This window comes from Veillonella sp. S13054-11 (assembly GCF_002959795.1).
Lineage (GTDB): Bacteria > Bacillota > Negativicutes > Veillonellales > Veillonellaceae > Veillonella > Veillonella parvula_E.
On the sequence record NZ_PPCY01000009.1, the window covers coordinates 30,284 to 49,565 of the forward strand.

The window sequence follows — 19,282 nt, forward strand, 5'->3', positions numbered from 1 at the left end:
TGAAAGGTACACTAAAAAATACTGTAGCCAGCATACCCCAATCCCCTTCCTATCGCTCGTAGGTACATAACGGTGATTATCAAATAGGCAGTTCTCCTGGCTCGGGATCATCACCTCGCTTTCGCCTTCCCAGATTACTCCAGTGACATGTATGAAAGCAGGCTCATCCTTACAGTGGCGGGACCGCATCGGCTTATACCGATTTCTCTATTAAGTCTTGCGACACCTATTCTCTATATTCGTTGTTCTAAGTCCAATATAGTGTAACAATATGCACAAAGTCAATGAACATAACATTTAATCATAAGTGCCAAAATCAAAGTTATAACTGAAAATCATATGCAATAACTAAAATGCATGACTTGAGAATTAGTGATATAATAAATACTATCACGAGGAGGCATTATGGAGCATACAAGTAAAAAAGGGTTAATCACAGCCCTTAGTTGTTATATAATTTGGGGCTTACTCCCTCTATATTGGGCATTATTAAACCATGTTTCGCCGTATAATATACTGGCACAGCGCATTATCTGGTCAGGTGTTTGCATGGCTATCGTTGTATTTGGCCTACACTTTAAACAATTCAAAAAGGACTTTCAATTACTAAAAGAACAACGTTCACAATTATTCCTACTTTTAGTTGCGGCAGTCATCATCAGTGTAAACTGGTTCACCTACATTTGGGCCATCGCCAATAATCAAGTTATGAATACGAGCCTTGGCTATTACATCAACCCACTCTTCAATGTAGTATTAGGTGTCATCCTATTTAAAGAGGTTCTATCTATACCCAAAAAGCTGAGTGTCCTTATCGCTACCATCGGCATCGCCTTACTCACCTATCAAGTGGGATCCTTGCCATTAGTATCGATGATCCTCGCCGTTTCCTTCGGTCTCTATGGGGCTGTAAAAAAGAAACTGCTCATCTCTCCCTTTACGAGCATCGCCTTTGAGGCCTGGCTATTAACACCGCTAGCCTTACTATATACGACCATGGTCGATAATACCGTGTGGTCCTATTTCGGCACAGACTGGTATACAACCATGTTGCTCATAGCCTGCGGTCTAACTACATCTGTCCCATTGGTGCTATTCTCCTATGGTGCACAACTATTGCCGCTCAATCTACTAGGCTTCTTGCAATATGTATCCCCTACCATTGCCTTGTTGCTTGCCATCTTTTACTTTGGTGAAAGCTTTGGCACACCACAGATGATCGCTTTCGGTTGTATCTGGATAGCCTTAGTATTATTCTCCTTATCAAGCCAAATTACAACGCGCATTAGCCTAAAAAAGTAAGGTATATCCTATATATCAACTAAAAAGCTGTATCAAATGACACTCTCATTTGATACAGCTTTCTTTTATATAGACGTATTAATCTAACTTATTTTAATCTAACTCATTCATATTGGTCGTATTCAGATTAGAAATGTAATGGTTATAGGCCTCAATCATACGATTATAGTCGTTATCTTGTTTCGAACCCATATAGGTACGGATTGCACCAATCGTAGAGTTTACAGAGGTCTTAACAGAATCATACTTAGGACTAGTAATACCATTTGATACATCACCAATAGATTGTAATTCTTGATTGATAGCATTTACGTCTAGTTGTTTTTCACTATCGATCTTTTCTAGGACCGCAGTAAGTCGCAAATGAACCTCTTGTGCTGCAGCGGCATTTTTCTTGCCTGCATCACGCAATTGTTGCAACCGTTGTTGCAATCGATCCGTATTGATTTTATGCATAACATTATCAAAGTCAGCATAAATAGGAACAAATTGTTCATACAATTGAACATATTTAGGGCCTAATTGTTGCTCCTTAGCATAGTTATCTGTGGTATACCCTTTAGATTTATAGTATGCATCGAGCTCTTCGGCTACCGGTGTAATTTCGTTCAATTTTGAAAGTAGCTTATCTAAAGGCTCCTTCATTTCATCATACGGAATACCGGCTTGCTTAGCCTCTTCTAATTCTTTTTGTAGCTGCTTAAAGTTCGGTGCACTAAATACAGTTAAATGCTGCCCTGCTTTTAACTCATTAAGAGTTGGCGTATTCGCATAATCAAACATGACAGCCATGCGATTGTATCGACTTACAGCTTTCACATATTGATTAAATAACTGCACCTGATCCTGCTCAGACCGCTGCGCAATTTCCTTGCGGCTCTGTTCAGTACCCTGCCATAGCTCTGACATACTACAACCACTCAACAATAATGGGGATGTCAATATAGCCGCACACAACACAGCCATTGCGCCCCTTTTACCAAATGGTTTCATGATGAATCCTCTCCTTTCATCAATACACAACCTAATTTATATATATTAATTATATACTAATATGATTTTTATGAATAGGATTAATATATAAAGGTCATGTATCAATTTTGTCAAGTGACTAATAGAATCAGGGGTGACCAATGGTCACCCCTATTTTCCTTTATATACTGTTAGACTATAAATAAGAATGTATAACTCCTAATAATTGTTTTGTACGTATACACGTGTTATTATAAAAGGAGAGAATATGAAGGATAAGGATTTACTTAAATTATTACTGCAAAATGGCTGGAAGGATGTACGGCAACGAGGTAGTCATCATCGTTTAAAAAAGGATAATCAAGTTGAAGTTATTGCCGTACATGGGAAAGATGTACCTATCGGTTTATTAAATGCCATCTTAAAACGTACGGGACTAAAATAAGGAGGACCTATGAAATTTATATACCCTGCTATAATCCATGATGATGCCGATGGTTTCTGGGCTGAATTTCCAGACCTAGAATACACTAGTAGCACCGGCTCAACACTAACAGAATTAATAACCAATGCACAAGAGGCTATGGAACTCTATATATTAGGCGCTTTAGAAGATGGACAAACTCTACCTACCCCCACATCTATTCGCAGCTTACCATGTACCGATACAACATATCCTACATTAGTTCAAACAGATATTGATTTAGCTAAAAATAGTAAGTCCGTAAAGAAAACCCTAACGATTCCTGCATGGCTTAACGACAGAGCATTGGCTAAAGGAATTAATTTTTCTCAACTTTTACAAGAAGCATTAGTAGAGAAAACAATGTAATTTACATCATCAATTGCTCAGTAAAATTAGAACTATTGTCCATGCAATAGATGCTAAGGTTAGTAATAGTATACAGATCATCCACAAGATTATTACAAAATAGAGCAGTAGCTTGAGTACATATAGTACATCAAACCATATACTATGTTGGTCCTCTAGACGGTCCATATAGGCACTAAGACATCGCACCAAATAGGGCGGTTTAACATTAGGATTCAGTTTTTTCCAATAAAACACCAAATAAGGCATAACAATACACCCTACCACCACTATATAGCTAAGGAAAATTGGTGTTTCAATATTGTACCGAGTCATAAACCCTGACCAGTCTACAACCATTAGACCGCCAAGGTATAGAAAAATAAGCCAATATATAAATCCTATCACCTTTATAATAAGGCGAATCATCTGTTTCACATCCATGTCTATAATCCTACCAATGTTTTAAATCGCCTATTATTGTGAAAGCGTTCAAAATGGTCTTGTTCGGCTGCAACGGATTTTACAGAGGGATCAATTTTTATAGCCTTTTCTAACCAATCAAGGGCCTTAGTATCATCCCCTTGGTCTGCGTAAATGGTAGCAATTCCATACACAGACCAGGTGTTGCTAGGGTCCTTTTCTAATACCTTTTCGAACCATTGTTTAGAGTCATCTAACTGTCCTTGTAACTTATATACCATGGCCATGTTATAGTAATTAGCCACATTGTTAGGGTCTAAATCATAAGCCTTTTTAGTATCTGTCAAACCTTTAGCCGCATCACCGTTTAATGCTGTTGCAAAGCCACGTACAGAATAGGCTTCTGCATTATTAGCATTATCCTTAATGGCCGCTGTAGCTTCCTCTATGGCTTTCGCATACTCACCAGCGGATAAGGCTTGCTTTGCTGTAATTAGATGTCCATCTTGCTTGGTAGTCGCTTGGCTGTTTCCCGCAGCAGATGTAGAGGAACCAGCAGCAGAACTAGTTGCATTTGATTCTGTTTTATTACTATTCGCATTTTGATTCAATCCACATCCCGTAAGGGCTGTTATTAAAAGAAAGAAAAGCACAACCTTCTTCATTAGAAATTCTCCAATCATTAATTATATACAAGACTCCATAGCATGATGATATAATATAAAATACCTCCCGAAAGGAGGTGGTATATTGCAGGAGCTGTTTTATGCACTCTGGGGCACCTTGCTTGCCCCTATTATTGTTGCCTTAGTTGTAACTACCTACAGCTACTGGCTTAACAATAAAAACAAAAAATAAGCAAGAAAAAGGACGAGCTGCCACTCGTCCTTTTTTTTGGTTATATTGCAGGTAATTTCATACACTCTACTACCTACGTTTAGTATACCACATTTCTTAGAAAAATAAAGAATTAACAATAAATCTCATAAAACTCCTAAAAAACTATTAGTAGTTTTAACATAATTTACGAGCAATATTAAAGCAACATTAACATAAACTACCAGTTACTTTAACCCAACCTACTAGTAACCTTAGTGTAAACTACTAGCAACATTAACGTAAATAGCAATAGCTATACAAGACTTATTTCTTAGCCTTAGAGCAACGGTCCAATAGGAATGCAACACCAATGAATGGGATGCCGCCGTTTTCGCCAAGGCCGATTTCACAGGTAGAGCTGGAGCTTACGCCTAGTGTTGCACCGTATTCAGCGATTTCAGCTGCAAGGTCTTTGGTAGCACATTTGTTGAGTTCTGGTGTGAAGAACCCTTTTTGACCAGCAAAGCCATCACATGCAAAGGATTTAATGTTGAATACATGGTCTGTGCATAGACGAGCCAAATCTTCAATATATTGAGATTTATTCAAGGATTTGATCTTACATTGTTTGTGTACAATTACGCGTTCATCGCATTTTTCAATGTCGAGATGAGGCACAACGTATTTGCACAAGAATTCAGAAATATCGTTGATTTCTAAGTCTGGCATATGTTTGAAAGCATGATTAAAGCATGCACTATGGTCAATCACGATTGGGTATTTACCATTTTGAGATGCTTTCATCAACGCATCGTGTAAGTCTTTTACAGCACGCTCATGAACGTCATCGTAGTTTTCAAAGCTCAAGCCACAGCAGAGGTTTTCGATATGTTCAGGGTAGATAATATCGATATGGGCCTTGTTGCAAAGGCTTTCCACTACTTGTTGTAAGCTGCGTTCATCGTCATAACCTTGATTAGGTTTGAAAGCGCGGTTCGCACAGGTACTAAAGTATACAACCTTTTCAAAATTAGTCGGTTTAATGCGGCTTCTTAATCTGTAACGGTTGGCCTTAGGCGTAGTCTTAGGAATGTACGGAGTAATACCAGTTACACCATGTAAGCCTTCTGTAATCTTGGAAATCGCTTTTTGTGTAACAATAGAGCCTGCAATACCTTCGAGACTTACGCCGGCACGAGCCATTTGAAGTGTAGTAGGGAAATTATCGTAAATCTTCTTAGCCAATTCTGGTGCTGGAGGATCGATGCGGCGCATAGATAATGCAATTTGAGCCGTATCGATGCTGAGTGGGCAAAGGCCTTTACACATGGAGCACGCAGCACAGGTATCTACACCAAAGTATTCATAGCCTTTTTTAAGCTCTGCAGCCAATGTGAAATTGCCTTCGTTTTCAAGGCGTTTCGTTTCGCGCAACAATGCAATACGTTGGCGTGGAGTCAATGTTAAATTACGGCTTGGACAATGTTTTTCACAAAAACCACATTCCATACAGATTGTGAAAGCATCATCGATAACGCATTGAGCTTTAAGGTTTTTCTTATACACATCTGGGTCATCAGTAATGATAACATCAGGATTCAAGATGCGTTCAGGGTCAAAGATAGCTTTAATACGACGGTTGATTTCGTACGCTTTACGGCCCCATTCCATTTCAATGAACGGTGCCACCATGCGACCCGTACCATGTTCAGCTTTCAAAGAACCACCGAAGCCAGAAACGCGTTCGGACATTTCTTTTACCAAATCGCCAAAGTTCTTAGTATCTTTAGGATCACTGAAATCAGGCGTAATGTTAAAGTGAACATTACCAGATAACGCATGGCCGAAGATTACGCCACCGTCTACGAAATCGTATTTGTGGAATAATTCGGTAAGCATTTCGATGCCCTTCGTGAAATCTTCGATTTGGAAGCATACGTCTTCTGTAATAACAGTGGTGCCTTTTCTACGTTGACCACCAACGATTGGCAAGATACCTTTACGGATTGCCCACCAGGAATCGTATTCTTTAGGATCTTGAGAGTAAAGACTTGGGATAGCCGTTGGAATATCTTTCAATTTGTCTTTAATGAAAGCTAAGTTTTCATCGACAGTTTCTTTGGAGTAGCTTTCAGTTTGGAACAGGATAGCACTTGTACCTTCAGGAACTTCACGAACAAATTCAGGCACATTATCTAGCGATTGAACGGCCTTAAGGGATTGATAGTCCATCATTTCAGCAGCTACAACCTTGTCACGACCCATATTAGCCAAGGCTACAACCGCAAGAGATGCATCATTCAATGTTTTGAAGAACATGAGACCGCAACCTTTGTAAGGTACGTCCTCAACAGTGTTATATACGATTTCAGATACGAAACCCAATGTACCTTCAGAACCGATGAACAAGTGGTTGATGATATCAATAATATCTTCAAAATCAACAAGGGAGTTCAAGCCGTAACCTGTGGTATTTTTGATTTTGTACTTATGGTGAATCAAGTGTGTCAATTCTTCATCGGCCAAAATATCCTTACGCAATTGTAAGATATCCTCTACCATTTGAGGTTTTTCTTTAAGGAATTGATCAATACTCTTTTGGTCAGACGTATCAAGGATGGAGCCATCTAATAATACAACGCGAATGGACCGAATTGTTTTATAAGAGTTTTGCGCCGTACCACAGCACATACCAGAGGAGTTATTATTCAAGATACCACCTACTAATGCTGTAGCAAGCGTTGCAGGATCTGGACCAATTTTACGATTGTACGGTTTCAATAAATCATTCGCATCGGAACCGATAACACCGCATTCACATTTCAAGGCTTTCCCATCATCAATAACTTCCATTTTCTTGAAGCCATCATTACATACGATGAGCACATCTTCACTGGAGCATTGACCAGACAAGGAGGAGCCGGCCGCACGGAATGTAAATGGTGTCCCACATTGTTGACACAAACGAATAAGTCGTCTTACTTCTCGTTCATCTTCAGCTTTAACAACTACCTTTGGTAAATAGCTATAGCAAGACGCATCAACGCCATATGCATAACGACGTAAATGATCGGTGTATACGCGACCTTTACAAATCTCATTTGCCTCCTTGGCAAAACGTTCATAATCTCTAATAAGTGTACTCACTTCTATTTCCTCCTATCCTTTCTTAAGGAATCTATTACTTTTAGTATACGCCGTTCTCATTCTCCTCACTATAATTATGCATAATTTATATCTCTTCTAATAAAAATCGATATGCATTCCCCTTTTATTCCCTCAGTTGAAAGTACATCTCATTAGCATTATCATGTACCCATTTTTCCTCATATACAATCAAGAATCCTTATTTATTAAGCATGTATAGATATAGTCAGTAATTATATGCTAAAACCTCTCTAAATAACGATTCGTACTACCTATAATTCTATAGTAAATACATTACTAACATTATGCATAAAAATAGTATGATTTATATATTTTAAATTTTTCATTCTCATTTATAGTTCTCTATGACTTTTAGTTATACCCTTTTATAAAATGCTGAAAATACAGAAAGCCCTCTAATGGTAACATGCTTACGAATCACCATTAGAGGGCTTGTATTAAATTATATCATCCCAAGATACCAGATTTAAGAATGAGGCGTACCGCCAATGCAAAGACAGCTACGCTCATGAGAGCGAGGATAGCTTTTGCTTTGAGACGTTTTGCAATACGGGCCCCCGCTTGAGCGCCAAAGATAGCGCCAATACTAGTAGGGATAGCAATGCTAAATACAATATGACTTTCAATCAAATGTGTAATAACCCCCACCGTTGTTGATACGGCGAGAATAGATTGACTTGTAGCCGTTGCCATATGTGTAGGAAATCCCATGAGATAAATCAAAGCCGGCACATGAATAAGTCCTCCACCGATACCAAAGATACTAGAAATAAAGCCTACAAAGAAGCTAATACTAATACCGATGGGCTTACTATAGCTCAACTGCTCAAGAGTCAGAGACTCTTCCTTGCGTTCCCCTTTTCTAAAATTTTTAAAACCAATCAATACAGATGCACACAGCATAAAGCATCCAAAGGCAAACATAAAGCCCTTGCCGGAGAACCATCCCGACATTTGAGCCCCTAAAATGGCGCCTGGGAATGTAGCTAAACTAAATACAATAGCAGCATTAATATATACCTTTTTTTGTTTTAGATACGCTATAGATCCAGAAATAGCATTACACATAACAGAAAAGAGTGACGTCCCTACAATCATGGACGGAGACCACTCAGGGAACCAATACATAAAGAGAGGCACGAATACGAGTCCCCCACCGGCACCGATGATGGTGCCAAGCATAGCCGCTAAAAAGCCAACTATGGTAAAGAATATATAGAATACCACTATATTATCAAGCACATTAAGACCTCCCATGCCGTTTGAATTATTGCTTCTCCATATATACAAAGGATAATCCCGTGTCATCCTGTATTTCTCTAACGGCTTTATACCCCATTTTTGTATATAACTTTATATTAATCCAGCTTTTCGTACATGTATATAATACGCGCCGATCTTGACTGCATTGTTCATCTACGAAGGCTAATAATTTCCGAGCCAGCCCTTGTTGCCGATAGTCTGGATGCACCATCAAGCGACCGACCTCTACCACTCCATCGTCATATTGATAGCGAATACCTCCGATGATTCTTCCCGCATCATCTACCAGTTTATAGGTATGCCATTGGGTGAAAGTAGCTTTAAACTCCTCTTCCGACTCCATCAATGCAGGAACCATTCGACTGCCAATCATCTCCGCTTCGCTTTCAAAGGTAAGCAATTGCAATCGATACAATTCTAATATATCTGACTCAGTAGCGTTCACAATTTTCATAAACTACTCCTAATATATACCACGAATCAACGATTAACTTTACATATAATGGCTAATTTGATTGGAAAAATTCTTTCGCCGCCTTCAATCGGCCCCGTTCACAAGAGACTTGTAATTCATCCCCCGGTTCGAGTTTCACGTCTCCTAGTGGCACAATGTAGGTACCGTTACGCCGAATGCTTACGATGAGTGTACCATCTGGTAATGCTAAGTCTTGTAGTTGTACATCTGTATAGTTTGCCACCACAGGCACCTTCGTTTGAAAGAAGGTTTGCACAGACTCTAGATTGCTTTGACCACTCATGGCTTGCAACAAGGAATCGTAAATAGGTGGTTCTTTTAAAAGCTCCGCCACAAGGTAGGCTACGAGCGTAACAATCCCGATGGCGTAAATATTGGAGAAACTATTCGTCATTTCAAGAACTAGCAAAATCGCCAAAATTGGGGTCCGCATAGCGGCCGCTAACATGCCACCCATAGCACAGATAACAAATTGCGGTACAAAATCAGGAGAAATGAGCCCTAATGTGGAAAGTAAGCTTTCACAAAAAGCACCTGCAGAAGCCCCTATAACAAGCATAGGCAAAAATATGCCACCTTGAGCACCACTACCATAGCAGAAGGTGGTGAGTAAAATCTTGCCTAGCACAATGCCTGCCAGGAGCAATACACCGTGAGATTGAAAGGCCAGCTGCCCCACGAGGTCATTGCCCCCGCCCAAGAGAAGCTGCGAATCAAAGCCAATGGCCGCCACCGCCACAAAGGTAAGGACTAATTTCAAGAATCGAGAACATTTAAGCCAATCAAAAAACCTCTTGAACGCGAAAATCATACGGCAGAATAACACCCCACATAGCCCCATGATACCCCCAACCATGAGCAGTATTGGAAAATATTCAAGAGGAACCCCTGAGGTCACCGTAAAGCCCAGTGCTGGTGTAAGTCCAAAGATACTAACCGTAATATAGTTAGAAATCAAGGTCGCCACAAAGGTTGGCACAACAAGATACGGATAAAAGCTTTTATGTACCTCTTCAAAGACGAACATCGCCCCCGATACGGGTGCACTAAAGGCGGCTGTTAAGCCTGCCCCTGCACCTGCGGATGTCAAAATACGCTGTTCTCGTAGCCCTGAATTCATCCAGTAGGACACAATCTTCCCAGCAGAGCCACCAATCTGTACGGCTGGTCCTTCACGACCTACGGAAAATCCTGCAAAGCCGGTCAGTACGCCACCAATCATTTTAGATACTAGCGTCCGATACGGCTTCATATCAAAGAGTCCAAGCATTTCCCCTTCGATTTGAGGAATCCCTGAACCACCGGATAATGGCGCCCACGCGAGCAATCGATCTACAATAAACGCAAAAATGACCATGGCCACAAGCCAACCTATGGCCCATTCCATAGTAATACCATCCATCAGATGCCACCTGATATGCTCTGATTCAAGTATCAAATAACGGTATGATGCCCCAAAGAAACCTGCAATCACCCCAACAAGGGCCCCCTTTGCAATGAGCTCCGTTAAAAGCACGCGATTCATAGACATATCTGCCAAGGTAGAACTACGCTTATTAAATTTCCATAATTTCATAAGATTCTCCTTAGCATTACTATCTAACACCTATCTAAACATCACATGTAACCATCTCAGTGATTTAACGGGTTGAACTAAGCACCTAGTCATTGAGTGCCATCTACCGAAATCGCTTTACTCTCAGTCAAACTATCTATTCATATCATTAGTATACTTATGTAATCCACCATTTTCAAGAAAGGATTATGTATAAAAATAGCTTTCTCACTGAACACGAGGTCAAAGGTCCGAGTCACAAAACAATAGATAGCGCTTTAAACACAAAGCTAGCCACCTCTAAAAAGAGATGGCTAGTTTTGTTAAGCAAGTGTGTAAATGTATTTTCTTTACACATTCGGAGGCATTTGAGATTACAATCCTCGGCTCATTTTCATGAGCAAAATCCGTTTCACCGATTCATCGAGTCGTTCTTTTGAGATGCGACCGTCTTTCACGGCTTTCATAAGGCCATTGTAAGCCTCTTGCATGTGTTCGTATTCGTGGCACACAAGCAAGATGTCACTGCCTGCGAGGATGGATTGTACAGCCATGTCACCAAAGGTATAGTGTTTCGCGAGGGCTCCCATATCCATATCGTCTGTTACGACAACGCCATTGTAACCCATGTCCTTGCGCAATCAATCAGTAATAATCGTCTTCGATAAACTAGCGGGATGGTCTGGATCGATTTGTGGGTACATCGCATGAGACACCATAATTGTATAGGTATTCGGTTTAGACTGTTTAATGAGGTCTACGAATACCTTTGTGTCCTCTGAAAGCAATGCTTCTTTAGATACAGGAACGATGCTTGTGTCCGCATGCAAGTCTACGTCAGTCTTGCCAATGCCGGGGAAGTGTTTATAGGAATACCACAAGCCCGCTTCATCGTAAGCCTTACCAACGGCACCTGCATAGCGCACAACCTCATCAGGGTTTGTACTATAAGAACGACCATAGGTTAATCCCAAATCCGCCACAGGAGCAAAGTTAATGTTAAAGCCCAAGTCTTTTAATTCCGCACCAGACTGTTTTGCCAAGGATGCAGCCTGTTCAATAGGTGCATTACCTAGCTCCTCAGCAGGAGGAACCTTAATGAGCTGATCCTCCATGCGTGCTACGACACCACCCTCTTGGTCAATGCCGAGGAACAATGGAGTTAAACCCGCACTTTTACCAGCCTTATTAATGTCTGCAATGAGCGTTTTAACTTGATCCTTGGACTCCATGTTCCGATCGAACAAAATAATGCCGCCCACGCGGTACTCGTTGAGCATAAACTTTGCGTCATCGTTTAACGTTGTGCCGTGGATGCCAATCATCAACAATTGCCCCACCTTGTCCGCATCGGACATATTCGCCACTAGCTTGTCCACCTTTTGCTCTGGTGAAAGCTCGCTTTGTACTACGGACTCATAGGTCACAGGCTCTGTCTTTGAAGTAAATGGATTATGTAAACCACAGCCCGTTGTGAGTGCTAAGGCGCCGATCATCGTGGCTGCCACGAAACGTCGAAACATATATACCTCCAAAATCTCTAAAAAGTATTATGTATAGTATATCAAAAAATAAAGACCACCCCAACAACACAAAAAGACTGTTACCCAAACCCTGCGGATACGTCCGATAGCAGGATTAAGCAACAATCTTTATGTATTTAATCTAATCTTTGAAGTTTACTATTTACAGCTTATAGATTCAACTTTTAAATTTATATTATATTGCTTATAGTTCTTAGCTTCGACTTTGTAATTTGAAATTTCGTAATTTACATTTCATATTTTGGATGTTTTAATTTAAATTTTGCCTTGTTCTTTCATTTCAGCTAACAACTTTACGATGCGAGGCCCACAGCCTTTACCACCGCAAGCGCCCGTACCAGCACGAGTTACTTCTTTTACTTGTGGAAATGTATGAGCACCATTTAAAATAGCTTCTTTAATCGTTTTGCGCGTAATGCTACGGCAAGTACACACCTTTGTAAGCTTGTCCAAAATCGCCTCTGGCACTTGATTTTCTTCAAAATTCATATGTAATTCCTCTTCTATTCACTTGAATATCTATATACAGTATCGATTTAGTGTATCGATTTACTATATCAATAGTATCTAATAAAACACTATAATATTGCTATATCGAAAATTTACGATTTCCGTACTCATTATAACACAATCGAGGAACTATATCGATAGTTTTTAATATAAAATCTAAAGAACAGTCAAAAGTTAACCTGCTACTATAAAAAACAGTAGAATGTACAAATACACGATATATATACTAAATCTATCTATAAAAAACTACCATAAAGATATTATCTTTATGGTAGAGACTTTCACAAAATATAATTATAGTATGAGCCCAATAATGGCAAAGTAGATTTTAAATATCGTTTGTTGTAATGGACGAATAACCATGGAAATAATGGGTGTATTAATAAGGATGATAAAGAATAATAAATTAAGCATCCCTAATTGGTAATATCTCATCTGCCACTCTGTAGGCAACCACGGTAAGATAATATTAAAACCAGGCAATGGTGGGAACGGAATCAAACAGAAGATTGATAAGCCAATACTATATAAAATAATATATTGCATAACCATGGCAAGACCTTGGGACTCCATGAGGCCTAATTTTCCAAGAAGCATATATATAAAGGTGAATATGAAGCCTGCTATAAGACCTGCCACAGGACCTGCAAAAGCAAGCAAGCTTATATCACGTCGTGGATCTTTAAAGTAAGATGGATTAATTGACATAGGTTTTGCCCAACCGAAGCCAACAAGAATAATACAGATGGTACCAATTAGATCAAGGTGCGCCATTGGTGACAATGTGAGGCGTCCCGCCAGACGCGGCGTTGGATCACCAAACCAAGTTGCTACCTTCGCCTCTGCATATCCAAAGATAGAAAAAACGATCATAATAGCAGGAATACTTGCTAATATCTGAACTGGATTTAAATCAAACATAGAACTCCTTTATTGTTTAGCTTCCCATGCGGTGTAACCTTCTTGAATGCAACGAAGGGCATTCAAGGTACGAGGATAGCCGATATACGGCACGCATTGGGATGCGATGTTAATCAAATATTGTTTGCTGTTCCCTACGTTCAAATTACCCTCTACATGAGCCTTGAGTTGAGCTTCACAGCCACCTTGAGCCGCAAGGAAGCAGAAAGTAATCATTTCACGATGAGCCACGCTAAGGCCTTTACGCGTATAGTAATCGCCGAACATATTGGCAAGCCATTTGTTGATGTGACGAATATCTTCTGGCCCTTCTTGGTAAGAATTACGCATAGGCTCGCCAAAGATTTCCACTTGCTTTTCTACGCCTTTTTCAAGACGAGACTCGCCAGTAATCGTGCTACGAGATGGATCAACAATAGCTTCTCCTCGATAGTCAAAAATCTTATTGGTCACCTTAAAGAATGGGCGCACACGTCCGATGCCAAGATAGGGTACCGCTTGATAAATGAGCTCTACCACTTCATCAGGAATAAGACCAAAGTTTAATGCTGCCGGTAGCATTAATGCATATTCATCAACAGCAGAGGCGCCTACTAATGTTGCAAGAATGGCTAAGAAGCGATCTTTTGCCGGTACATTACGGCCTTCTTCGGTGATGACTTCATCAAAGGCAAAATTATCAAACAATACTTCAAACTCTGGATCAATATAACCTGCTGGGGCTGCAATATCAGGGAACATACGCTCAGTGTAGGCTTGAGCAAATTCAGATTTAGACATAAAAAACCTCCATAAACAACACTGGTGAAAGCCCAAAAGGAGCTTTCACCAGCAATAGTTATGTAATTATTACGATACGGGCCATCAAATTATAACGCTGGGAATTCGAAAGTTGTGCCGTATACTTCTTTCCAAGCAGCCATGAACATATTGAACTCATTTGTTCCAGGTTGAATTTGGTAAACTTGACCATCTGGAGCGTAACGATATACAGTATGTAAGCTTGGATGAACAAGATATTTGAACAATGTAGCTTCCCCGTATTGGTTATTATGCATATTAATTACATTAACACCAAATACATGGTTACGGCTGCTATCGATACCTTTAAACTCAGATGCTTTATCAAAGAAATACGTTTCTGTACCATTTGCACTATTTGGAACCTCTGGATAGTTAGCTAACCCATTCCAGTTTGCTGCGTTTGCAACACCACCTACTAATAATGTACCGGCTAATACAAATGCACCTAATAAATTTTTATTCATAATGCTCTCCTTTGTGCCACGAGGGCAAATCACGAATCAGTCATACTCTCACATGACCTGAATACAATACGCTATAGGTATAGTATATCACATTTTTAATAAAATTTTTAGATTTCCAAGGTTACAGAATATATGCATATGAGGTTGTATCAAATTAGCCCTTCATGTTCTCTGCTGTTTTTGCGTTTGCATTATCGATTGCTTCTAGTAATTTATTGAGCAACATACGCAATTGACGTGTCTCTTCTACATCAAAAATTGGACCTGACGCTTCAGCCAAGCGGCGTGGTATATGAACAGCTACATCACGTAATTCTTTGCCCGTATCAGTAAGGGTTACCATAACTACGCGTTCATCTTGACGACTGCGTTTGCGTTTCAAGAATGCTTTAGCTTCTAATTTCTTTAAAAGCGGTGTTAATGTACCGGAATCTAGGCGCAATACTTGGCCCAATTCCTTAACAGATAAATCACCATATTGCCACAATGCCATCATTACGAGGTATTGAGTATATGTCAAATTTAAAGGATCTAAGTGATTACGATATGCATTAACAATTTCCTTCGCCACTACATAAAGTGGAAAGCTCAATTGATTTTCCAATCTTAAATATTCTGAATCAGGAACATCTTCTTTATGTTTGTACCCTTCGAGTACACCAATTTCTGCCATAATCTACCTCCGTATGCACACAATTATCTACTAATTAATTGTACACAATTTTACGGCAAACAGTCAACGTAAAAAGCCTACTTTGAACAGATATTTTTAAATTTGTCAATTAATTAATATTTATTTTCTTATTCGTTAAGAATTAGGCGCTTCTATAGAATTTATGGGTAAAAATCATACCATAAAATTGTTACTTTATTTATAAATTATTTTGATATTAAATTAGAAAGTTATAACTTCTGTTTTCAATGAAATCTTTTTTCGTTGCAGGACCGACTTCTAATAAATGACTTAGTAAAAATACGCCCCCCTACTAGGTCCTTCCTTGTAGTATAATAAAAGAAATTCTATATCAAAGCTAACTTATAATAGGAGGCCTATATGAACACCTTAGAGTGCATCAAAACTCGTCATAGTACGCGTAAATTTAAAGCAGATCAAGTATCTCGAGAACTTATTGATCAAGTCCTCGACGCTGGTCGTCGTGCTCCATCTGGCGGTAATACACAATTAACACATTTCATGGTCATTACGAACCAAGATGTGCTTCAAGAACTAGTAACACTCATTCAAGAAGAATACGGCAAAATGCCGATTACAGAAAATACTTTACCTTACATGGTGAATATCATTAAGATGTCCGCCGAAGGCAAATTTGTATTCCACTATAATGCACCTGTGCTCATCGTATTAGCTAGTAAAGCAAACTATGCTAATAACTTTGCTGATGTATCTTGTGCTATGCAAAATATGATGCTTGCTTGCAATGAACTCGACCTTGGCAGTTGCTGGGTTAACCAAATCCGTCATCTTCAAGATAATGAACGCATCCAAGCCAAAATGCGTGAACTAGGTCTTAGCGAAGACGAAAAAGTCTATGCTAGCCTCGCTATCGGCTACCCAGATCTACCAAATGGTCTTAACCGCCGTGAAATCGAAGCCAAAGGTTATCCTGTAACATATATTGATTAATCAACACTAGAAACCATCGATTTCATACTATAAGTGAAACAAAAGCGCTATCTATCCCACAACTCTATTTGAGTTTCGTTAGGAATAGATAGCGCTTTTTATTGACTATATTATTTTTTAACTCTCACCGATTTAGTAATCAAATCGATGCACACTCCATACTTATATGTATAATGAACTACCATTAAGCCTCAAACACGCCTTTACGAGCTGCTTTCACAAGGACGGAATGATCATCATCTACTACGTGGTTAGATTTGTAAGCCCAACGCAACAATAGTGCAGAGTTTGCCACTACGAGAAGGCTACCGCCGTTGTGAACAAGGGCGCCCCAAACGGGGGATAAGGTACCAACCATTGCCAAGATGATGGCCACAAAGTTCAAGATCAAGGAGAAAGAAAGGTTTACCTTAATGGTGGTCATCATGCGTTTAGATAAGGCCACGAGATGAGGAATTTCTTTAACATTGTCGTTTACAAGAACGATATCTGCTGCCTCTACTGCGATATCGCTACCAACACCGCCCATGGCAATGCCCACATCAGATTTTTTGAGGGCTGGTGCATCGTTTACACCATCGCCAACCATGGCTACAATATTGCCGTCTTGTTGTAATTGAGCCACTGTATCCATTTTGTCTTCTGGCAAACAGTCTGCAATCACATTGGATACGTTCAATCGTTTACCAATCGTTTTTGCTGTTGCCACATGGTCACCTGTTAAAAGAACAGGCATTACATCAAGATCGTTTAAAGACTCTACTACGGCGCGACTTTCACGGCGAACACGATCAGCCAAAGCCACATAGCCAGCCAATACGCCATCAACGGCAACATATACAATGGATGCACCTCGGTTCAAATGCTCATGAACAGCCTCTTTCACGGAGTCAGCAATAGAAATATTAGACAAGGTCATCATCGCTTCGTTACCAGCCAAGACGGCTTTATCTTGTACAGTAGCCTCTAAGCCTTTACCAGGAACCATGCGGAAGGAATCTACCGAAACAAAGCTTTCACCATGATGGGATGTAAATCCATTCACGATAGCCTTGCCCAATGGATGCTCAGATTTAGTTTCTACAGAAGCCACCAAGCGATACAACTCATCAGTAGGCATGGAACCCACACTTTCAACGGCTGTCACCTCAGGCGTACCATAGGTCAAGGTACCTGTTTTATCAAAGGTCATCGTATCAACCTTCGCCAAGCGTTCCATAATATTGCCACGACGCACGAGGAAACCGTGTTGGCTCGCATTAGAAATAGCTGCCATAATCGCTGCCGGCGTTGCCAATACGAGAGCACAAGGACAGAACACAACGAGGATGGTCACGGCACGAATGATTTCACCAGTTACCACATAGGTGCCAACCGCTGCCAATAACGCAATCACTACAATCCACGTAGCCCAGCGGTCTGCAAGGCTAACGATTTTCGCATTACCTGGATCCGTAGATTTAACGAGCTTAATCATACGTTGAATAGAGCTATCTTCGCCCTCTTTGGTAGCAGTCATATCGAAGGCGCCGAATTGGTTCACCGTACCAGAGAACACTTCATCACCCGTTGTTTTATCTACCGGCATAGACTCACCAGTCATAACGGATTGATCAATCGCTGTATCACCAGACAAAATCGTGCCATCCACAGGGATAACCTCGCCTGGCAATACGCGGATTACGTCGCCTACCATTACGATATCTGCAGGCAATACCTCTTCCTTACCGTTACGAACGATGCGCGCCGTTGTAGGCGTCAATTTAACGAGACGTTCGATGCCCGCTTGCGCTTTAGATACGGTGAACTCTTCGAGCATGGCCCCCAGTTGCATGATGAAAGCAATTTCTGCGGCCGCAAATACTTCGCCAATTGCAACAGCTGCAATAAGCGCCAAGGACACAAGCAAATCTACTTTTACGTCGAACTCTTCATACATGGCAACTGCTGCGCCCCACACGATAGGAAGGCCACACAATACTATTGTGAACCAAGCCCAGTCGAAAGGCAAACCTAAACGAACACCTAATAAACTAAATACTACGCCGATACCGCCGGCTACTAATGTAATCTTTTCACGATTCAAATCGAACCACTCTGCTATTTTGCTCCACCGTTCCATACGTACCTCCTGTGAAAGCTTATATATAATGATATGTACACATTGATTGTGGTCTATATACATGCGTCCATGTATATAACACCTTAAGGGCAAACATGTTATTTATCGTTCTGTTTACCATTTTTATTGTTTTATACCCATAGGGGTATACCTTATGATTATGTTATACCCCTATGGGTATATTTGTGTCAATAATAAAATATGTACAAATATTCATATATAATCAAAAACACAGGTAAATACTGGATCTATTGAGATTATATTATTCACACATGATCATATTACACAAATGCATGAGCAGTTATTCATATATTTATTTGCAAATCTAATAATTTTTACATAGAAGATATTCTGATAATTCTCAATCCATTCAATACTATTTCACCCTAATCAATACTATCCATAATGCAATTTTCTAATAACTATTTATTATAATAAAAAATTAAGTATAGTCGACTACATACCCTACATGGTATTATTACAA

Annotated in this window: 17 protein-coding genes, 1 pseudogene and 1 riboswitch; of the genes and pseudogenes, 5 read left to right on the top strand and 13 right to left on the bottom strand. The window is 39.9% G+C overall.

The features are described 5' to 3' along the window. Positions 1–68: 68 nt before the first annotated feature. Positions 69–245, bottom strand: a riboswitch (cobalamin riboswitch). A gap of 160 nt (positions 246–405) precedes the next feature. After that, positions 406–1,302 carry an EamA family transporter RarD gene (gene rarD, locus VPHSUH08_RS08825; protein ID WP_105087261.1) on the top strand — a complete coding sequence of 299 codons (897 nt, stop codon included), beginning with the start codon at positions 406–408 and terminating at the stop codon, positions 1,300–1,302. A 93-nt stretch (positions 1,303–1,395) separates the two neighbouring features. On the opposite strand, the gene VPHSUH08_RS08830 is transcribed toward rarD, so the two are convergent. Continuing rightward, complete coding sequence (locus VPHSUH08_RS08830) at positions 1,396–2,295, bottom strand: DUF3829 domain-containing protein (protein WP_105087262.1); 900 nt, start codon at positions 2,293–2,295, stop codon at positions 1,396–1,398. 247 nt (positions 2,296–2,542) lie between these two features. Between VPHSUH08_RS08830 and VPHSUH08_RS08835 the strand changes: the two genes are divergently transcribed. Both VPHSUH08_RS08835 and VPHSUH08_RS08840 read left to right on the top strand, forming a co-directional pair. Then, entirely contained in the window at positions 2,543–2,719 is a 177-nt protein-coding gene (locus tag VPHSUH08_RS08835) for a type II toxin-antitoxin system HicA family toxin (protein ID WP_021148751.1), read from the top strand. A gap of 9 nt (positions 2,720–2,728) precedes the next feature. After that, positions 2,729–3,106 (top strand): type II toxin-antitoxin system HicB family antitoxin, encoded by a 378-nt coding sequence (locus VPHSUH08_RS08840; protein WP_008714666.1) that lies wholly within the window; start codon positions 2,729–2,731, stop codon positions 3,104–3,106. A 425-nt stretch (positions 3,107–3,531) separates the two neighbouring features. Here the strand turns inward: VPHSUH08_RS08840 and VPHSUH08_RS08850 are convergent, their stop codons facing one another. After that, positions 3,532–4,173: a tetratricopeptide repeat protein gene (locus VPHSUH08_RS08850; protein ID WP_105087263.1), complete on the bottom strand. Its 642-nt coding sequence runs from the start codon at positions 4,171–4,173 to the stop codon at positions 3,532–3,534. 118 nt (positions 4,174–4,291) lie between these two features. Here VPHSUH08_RS08850 and VPHSUH08_RS09520 point away from each other — a divergent pair, with 118 nt between their 5' ends. Beyond that, positions 4,292–4,366 carry a type I toxin-antitoxin system Fst family toxin gene (locus tag VPHSUH08_RS09520; protein ID WP_229039624.1) on the top strand — a complete coding sequence of 25 codons (75 nt, stop codon included), beginning with the start codon at positions 4,292–4,294 and terminating at the stop codon, positions 4,364–4,366. Between the two features lie 285 nt (positions 4,367–4,651). Here VPHSUH08_RS09520 and VPHSUH08_RS08855 read toward each other — a convergent pair whose 3' ends face one another. The 10 genes and pseudogenes from VPHSUH08_RS08855 to VPHSUH08_RS08900 all read right to left on the bottom strand — a co-directional run bounded on the left by VPHSUH08_RS08855 (position 4,652) and on the right by VPHSUH08_RS08900 (position 15,704). Next, on the bottom strand, positions 4,652–7,474 hold the full coding sequence (locus tag VPHSUH08_RS08855) for an FAD-binding and (Fe-S)-binding domain-containing protein (RefSeq protein WP_077707812.1): 2,823 nt from the start codon (positions 7,472–7,474) through the stop codon (positions 4,652–4,654). A 468-nt stretch (positions 7,475–7,942) separates the two neighbouring features. Continuing rightward, positions 7,943–8,737: a sulfite exporter TauE/SafE family protein gene (locus tag VPHSUH08_RS08860; protein WP_077707813.1), complete on the bottom strand. Its 795-nt coding sequence runs from the start codon at positions 8,735–8,737 to the stop codon at positions 7,943–7,945. A gap of 25 nt (positions 8,738–8,762) precedes the next feature. Then, positions 8,763–9,212 carry a GNAT family N-acetyltransferase gene (locus tag VPHSUH08_RS08865; protein WP_060919476.1) on the bottom strand — a complete coding sequence of 150 codons (450 nt, stop codon included), beginning with the start codon at positions 9,210–9,212 and terminating at the stop codon, positions 8,763–8,765. Between the two features lie 52 nt (positions 9,213–9,264). Beyond that, positions 9,265–10,809 (bottom strand): ClC family H(+)/Cl(-) exchange transporter, encoded by a 1,545-nt coding sequence (locus VPHSUH08_RS08870; protein WP_105087264.1) that lies wholly within the window; start codon positions 10,807–10,809, stop codon positions 9,265–9,267. 353 nt (positions 10,810–11,162) lie between these two features. After that, positions 11,163–12,311 (bottom strand): annotated as a pseudogene (locus VPHSUH08_RS08875) (glycoside hydrolase family 3 N-terminal domain-containing protein). Positions 12,312–12,587: 276 nt separating this feature from the next. Continuing rightward, entirely contained in the window at positions 12,588–12,821 is a 234-nt protein-coding gene (locus VPHSUH08_RS08880; protein ID WP_024061575.1) for a (2Fe-2S)-binding protein, read from the bottom strand. 315 nt (positions 12,822–13,136) lie between these two features. Further along, positions 13,137–13,763: a site-2 protease family protein gene (locus tag VPHSUH08_RS08885; RefSeq protein ID WP_004698228.1), complete on the bottom strand. Its 627-nt coding sequence runs from the start codon at positions 13,761–13,763 to the stop codon at positions 13,137–13,139. Between the two features lie 9 nt (positions 13,764–13,772). Beyond that, positions 13,773–14,543 (bottom strand): carboxymuconolactone decarboxylase family protein, encoded by a 771-nt coding sequence (locus VPHSUH08_RS08890; protein ID WP_008714656.1) that lies wholly within the window; start codon positions 14,541–14,543, stop codon positions 13,773–13,775. A gap of 89 nt (positions 14,544–14,632) precedes the next feature. Then, a complete protein-coding gene (locus VPHSUH08_RS08895) occupies positions 14,633–15,031 on the bottom strand; it encodes a hypothetical protein (protein WP_021148759.1) in 399 nt (132 codons plus the stop codon). Between the two features lie 154 nt (positions 15,032–15,185). After that, complete coding sequence (locus VPHSUH08_RS08900) at positions 15,186–15,704, bottom strand: MarR family winged helix-turn-helix transcriptional regulator (protein ID WP_105087265.1); 519 nt, start codon at positions 15,702–15,704, stop codon at positions 15,186–15,188. Between the two features lie 381 nt (positions 15,705–16,085). Between VPHSUH08_RS08900 and VPHSUH08_RS08905 the strand changes: the two genes are divergently transcribed. Then, a complete protein-coding gene (locus tag VPHSUH08_RS08905; protein ID WP_105087266.1) occupies positions 16,086–16,676 on the top strand; it encodes a nitroreductase in 591 nt (196 codons plus the stop codon). A 184-nt stretch (positions 16,677–16,860) separates the two neighbouring features. Here the strand turns inward: VPHSUH08_RS08905 and VPHSUH08_RS08910 are convergent, their stop codons facing one another. After that, entirely contained in the window at positions 16,861–18,798 is a 1,938-nt protein-coding gene (locus VPHSUH08_RS08910) for a cation-translocating P-type ATPase (protein WP_105087267.1), read from the bottom strand. Positions 18,799–19,282: the final 484 nt, after the last annotated feature.

Excerpts from the sequence above, each read along its gene's own strand:
- VPHSUH08_RS08870 (WP_105087264.1), bottom strand. The coding sequence starts at position 10,809 with ATGAAATTATGGAAATTTAATAAGCGTAGTTCTACCTTGGCAGATATG.
- VPHSUH08_RS08880 (WP_024061575.1), bottom strand. The coding sequence starts at position 12,821 with ATGAATTTTGAAGAAAATCAAGTGCCAGAGGCGATTTTGGACAAGCTT.
- VPHSUH08_RS08865 (WP_060919476.1), bottom strand. The coding sequence starts at position 9,212 with ATGAAAATTGTGAACGCTACTGAGTCAGATATATTAGAATTGTATCGA.
- VPHSUH08_RS08895 (WP_021148759.1), bottom strand. The coding sequence starts at position 15,031 with ATGAATAAAAATTTATTAGGTGCATTTGTATTAGCCGGTACATTATTA.
- VPHSUH08_RS08850 (WP_105087263.1), bottom strand. The coding sequence starts at position 4,173 with ATGAAGAAGGTTGTGCTTTTCTTTCTTTTAATAACAGCCCTTACGGGA.
- VPHSUH08_RS08900 (WP_105087265.1), bottom strand. The coding sequence starts at position 15,704 with ATGGCAGAAATTGGTGTACTCGAAGGGTACAAACATAAAGAAGATGTT.
- VPHSUH08_RS08830 (WP_105087262.1), bottom strand. The coding sequence starts at position 2,295 with ATGAAACCATTTGGTAAAAGGGGCGCAATGGCTGTGTTGTGTGCGGCT.
- VPHSUH08_RS08905 (WP_105087266.1), top strand. The coding sequence starts at position 16,086 with ATGAACACCTTAGAGTGCATCAAAACTCGTCATAGTACGCGTAAATTT.
- rarD (WP_105087261.1), top strand. The coding sequence starts at position 406 with ATGGAGCATACAAGTAAAAAAGGGTTAATCACAGCCCTTAGTTGTTAT.
- VPHSUH08_RS08910 (WP_105087267.1), bottom strand. The coding sequence starts at position 18,798 with ATGGAACGGTGGAGCAAAATAGCAGAGTGGTTCGATTTGAATCGTGAA.
- VPHSUH08_RS08885 (WP_004698228.1), bottom strand. The coding sequence starts at position 13,763 with ATGTTTGATTTAAATCCAGTTCAGATATTAGCAAGTATTCCTGCTATT.
- VPHSUH08_RS08840 (WP_008714666.1), top strand. The coding sequence starts at position 2,729 with ATGAAATTTATATACCCTGCTATAATCCATGATGATGCCGATGGTTTC.
- VPHSUH08_RS08835 (WP_021148751.1), top strand. The coding sequence starts at position 2,543 with ATGAAGGATAAGGATTTACTTAAATTATTACTGCAAAATGGCTGGAAG.
- VPHSUH08_RS08890 (WP_008714656.1), bottom strand. The coding sequence starts at position 14,543 with ATGTCTAAATCTGAATTTGCTCAAGCCTACACTGAGCGTATGTTCCCT.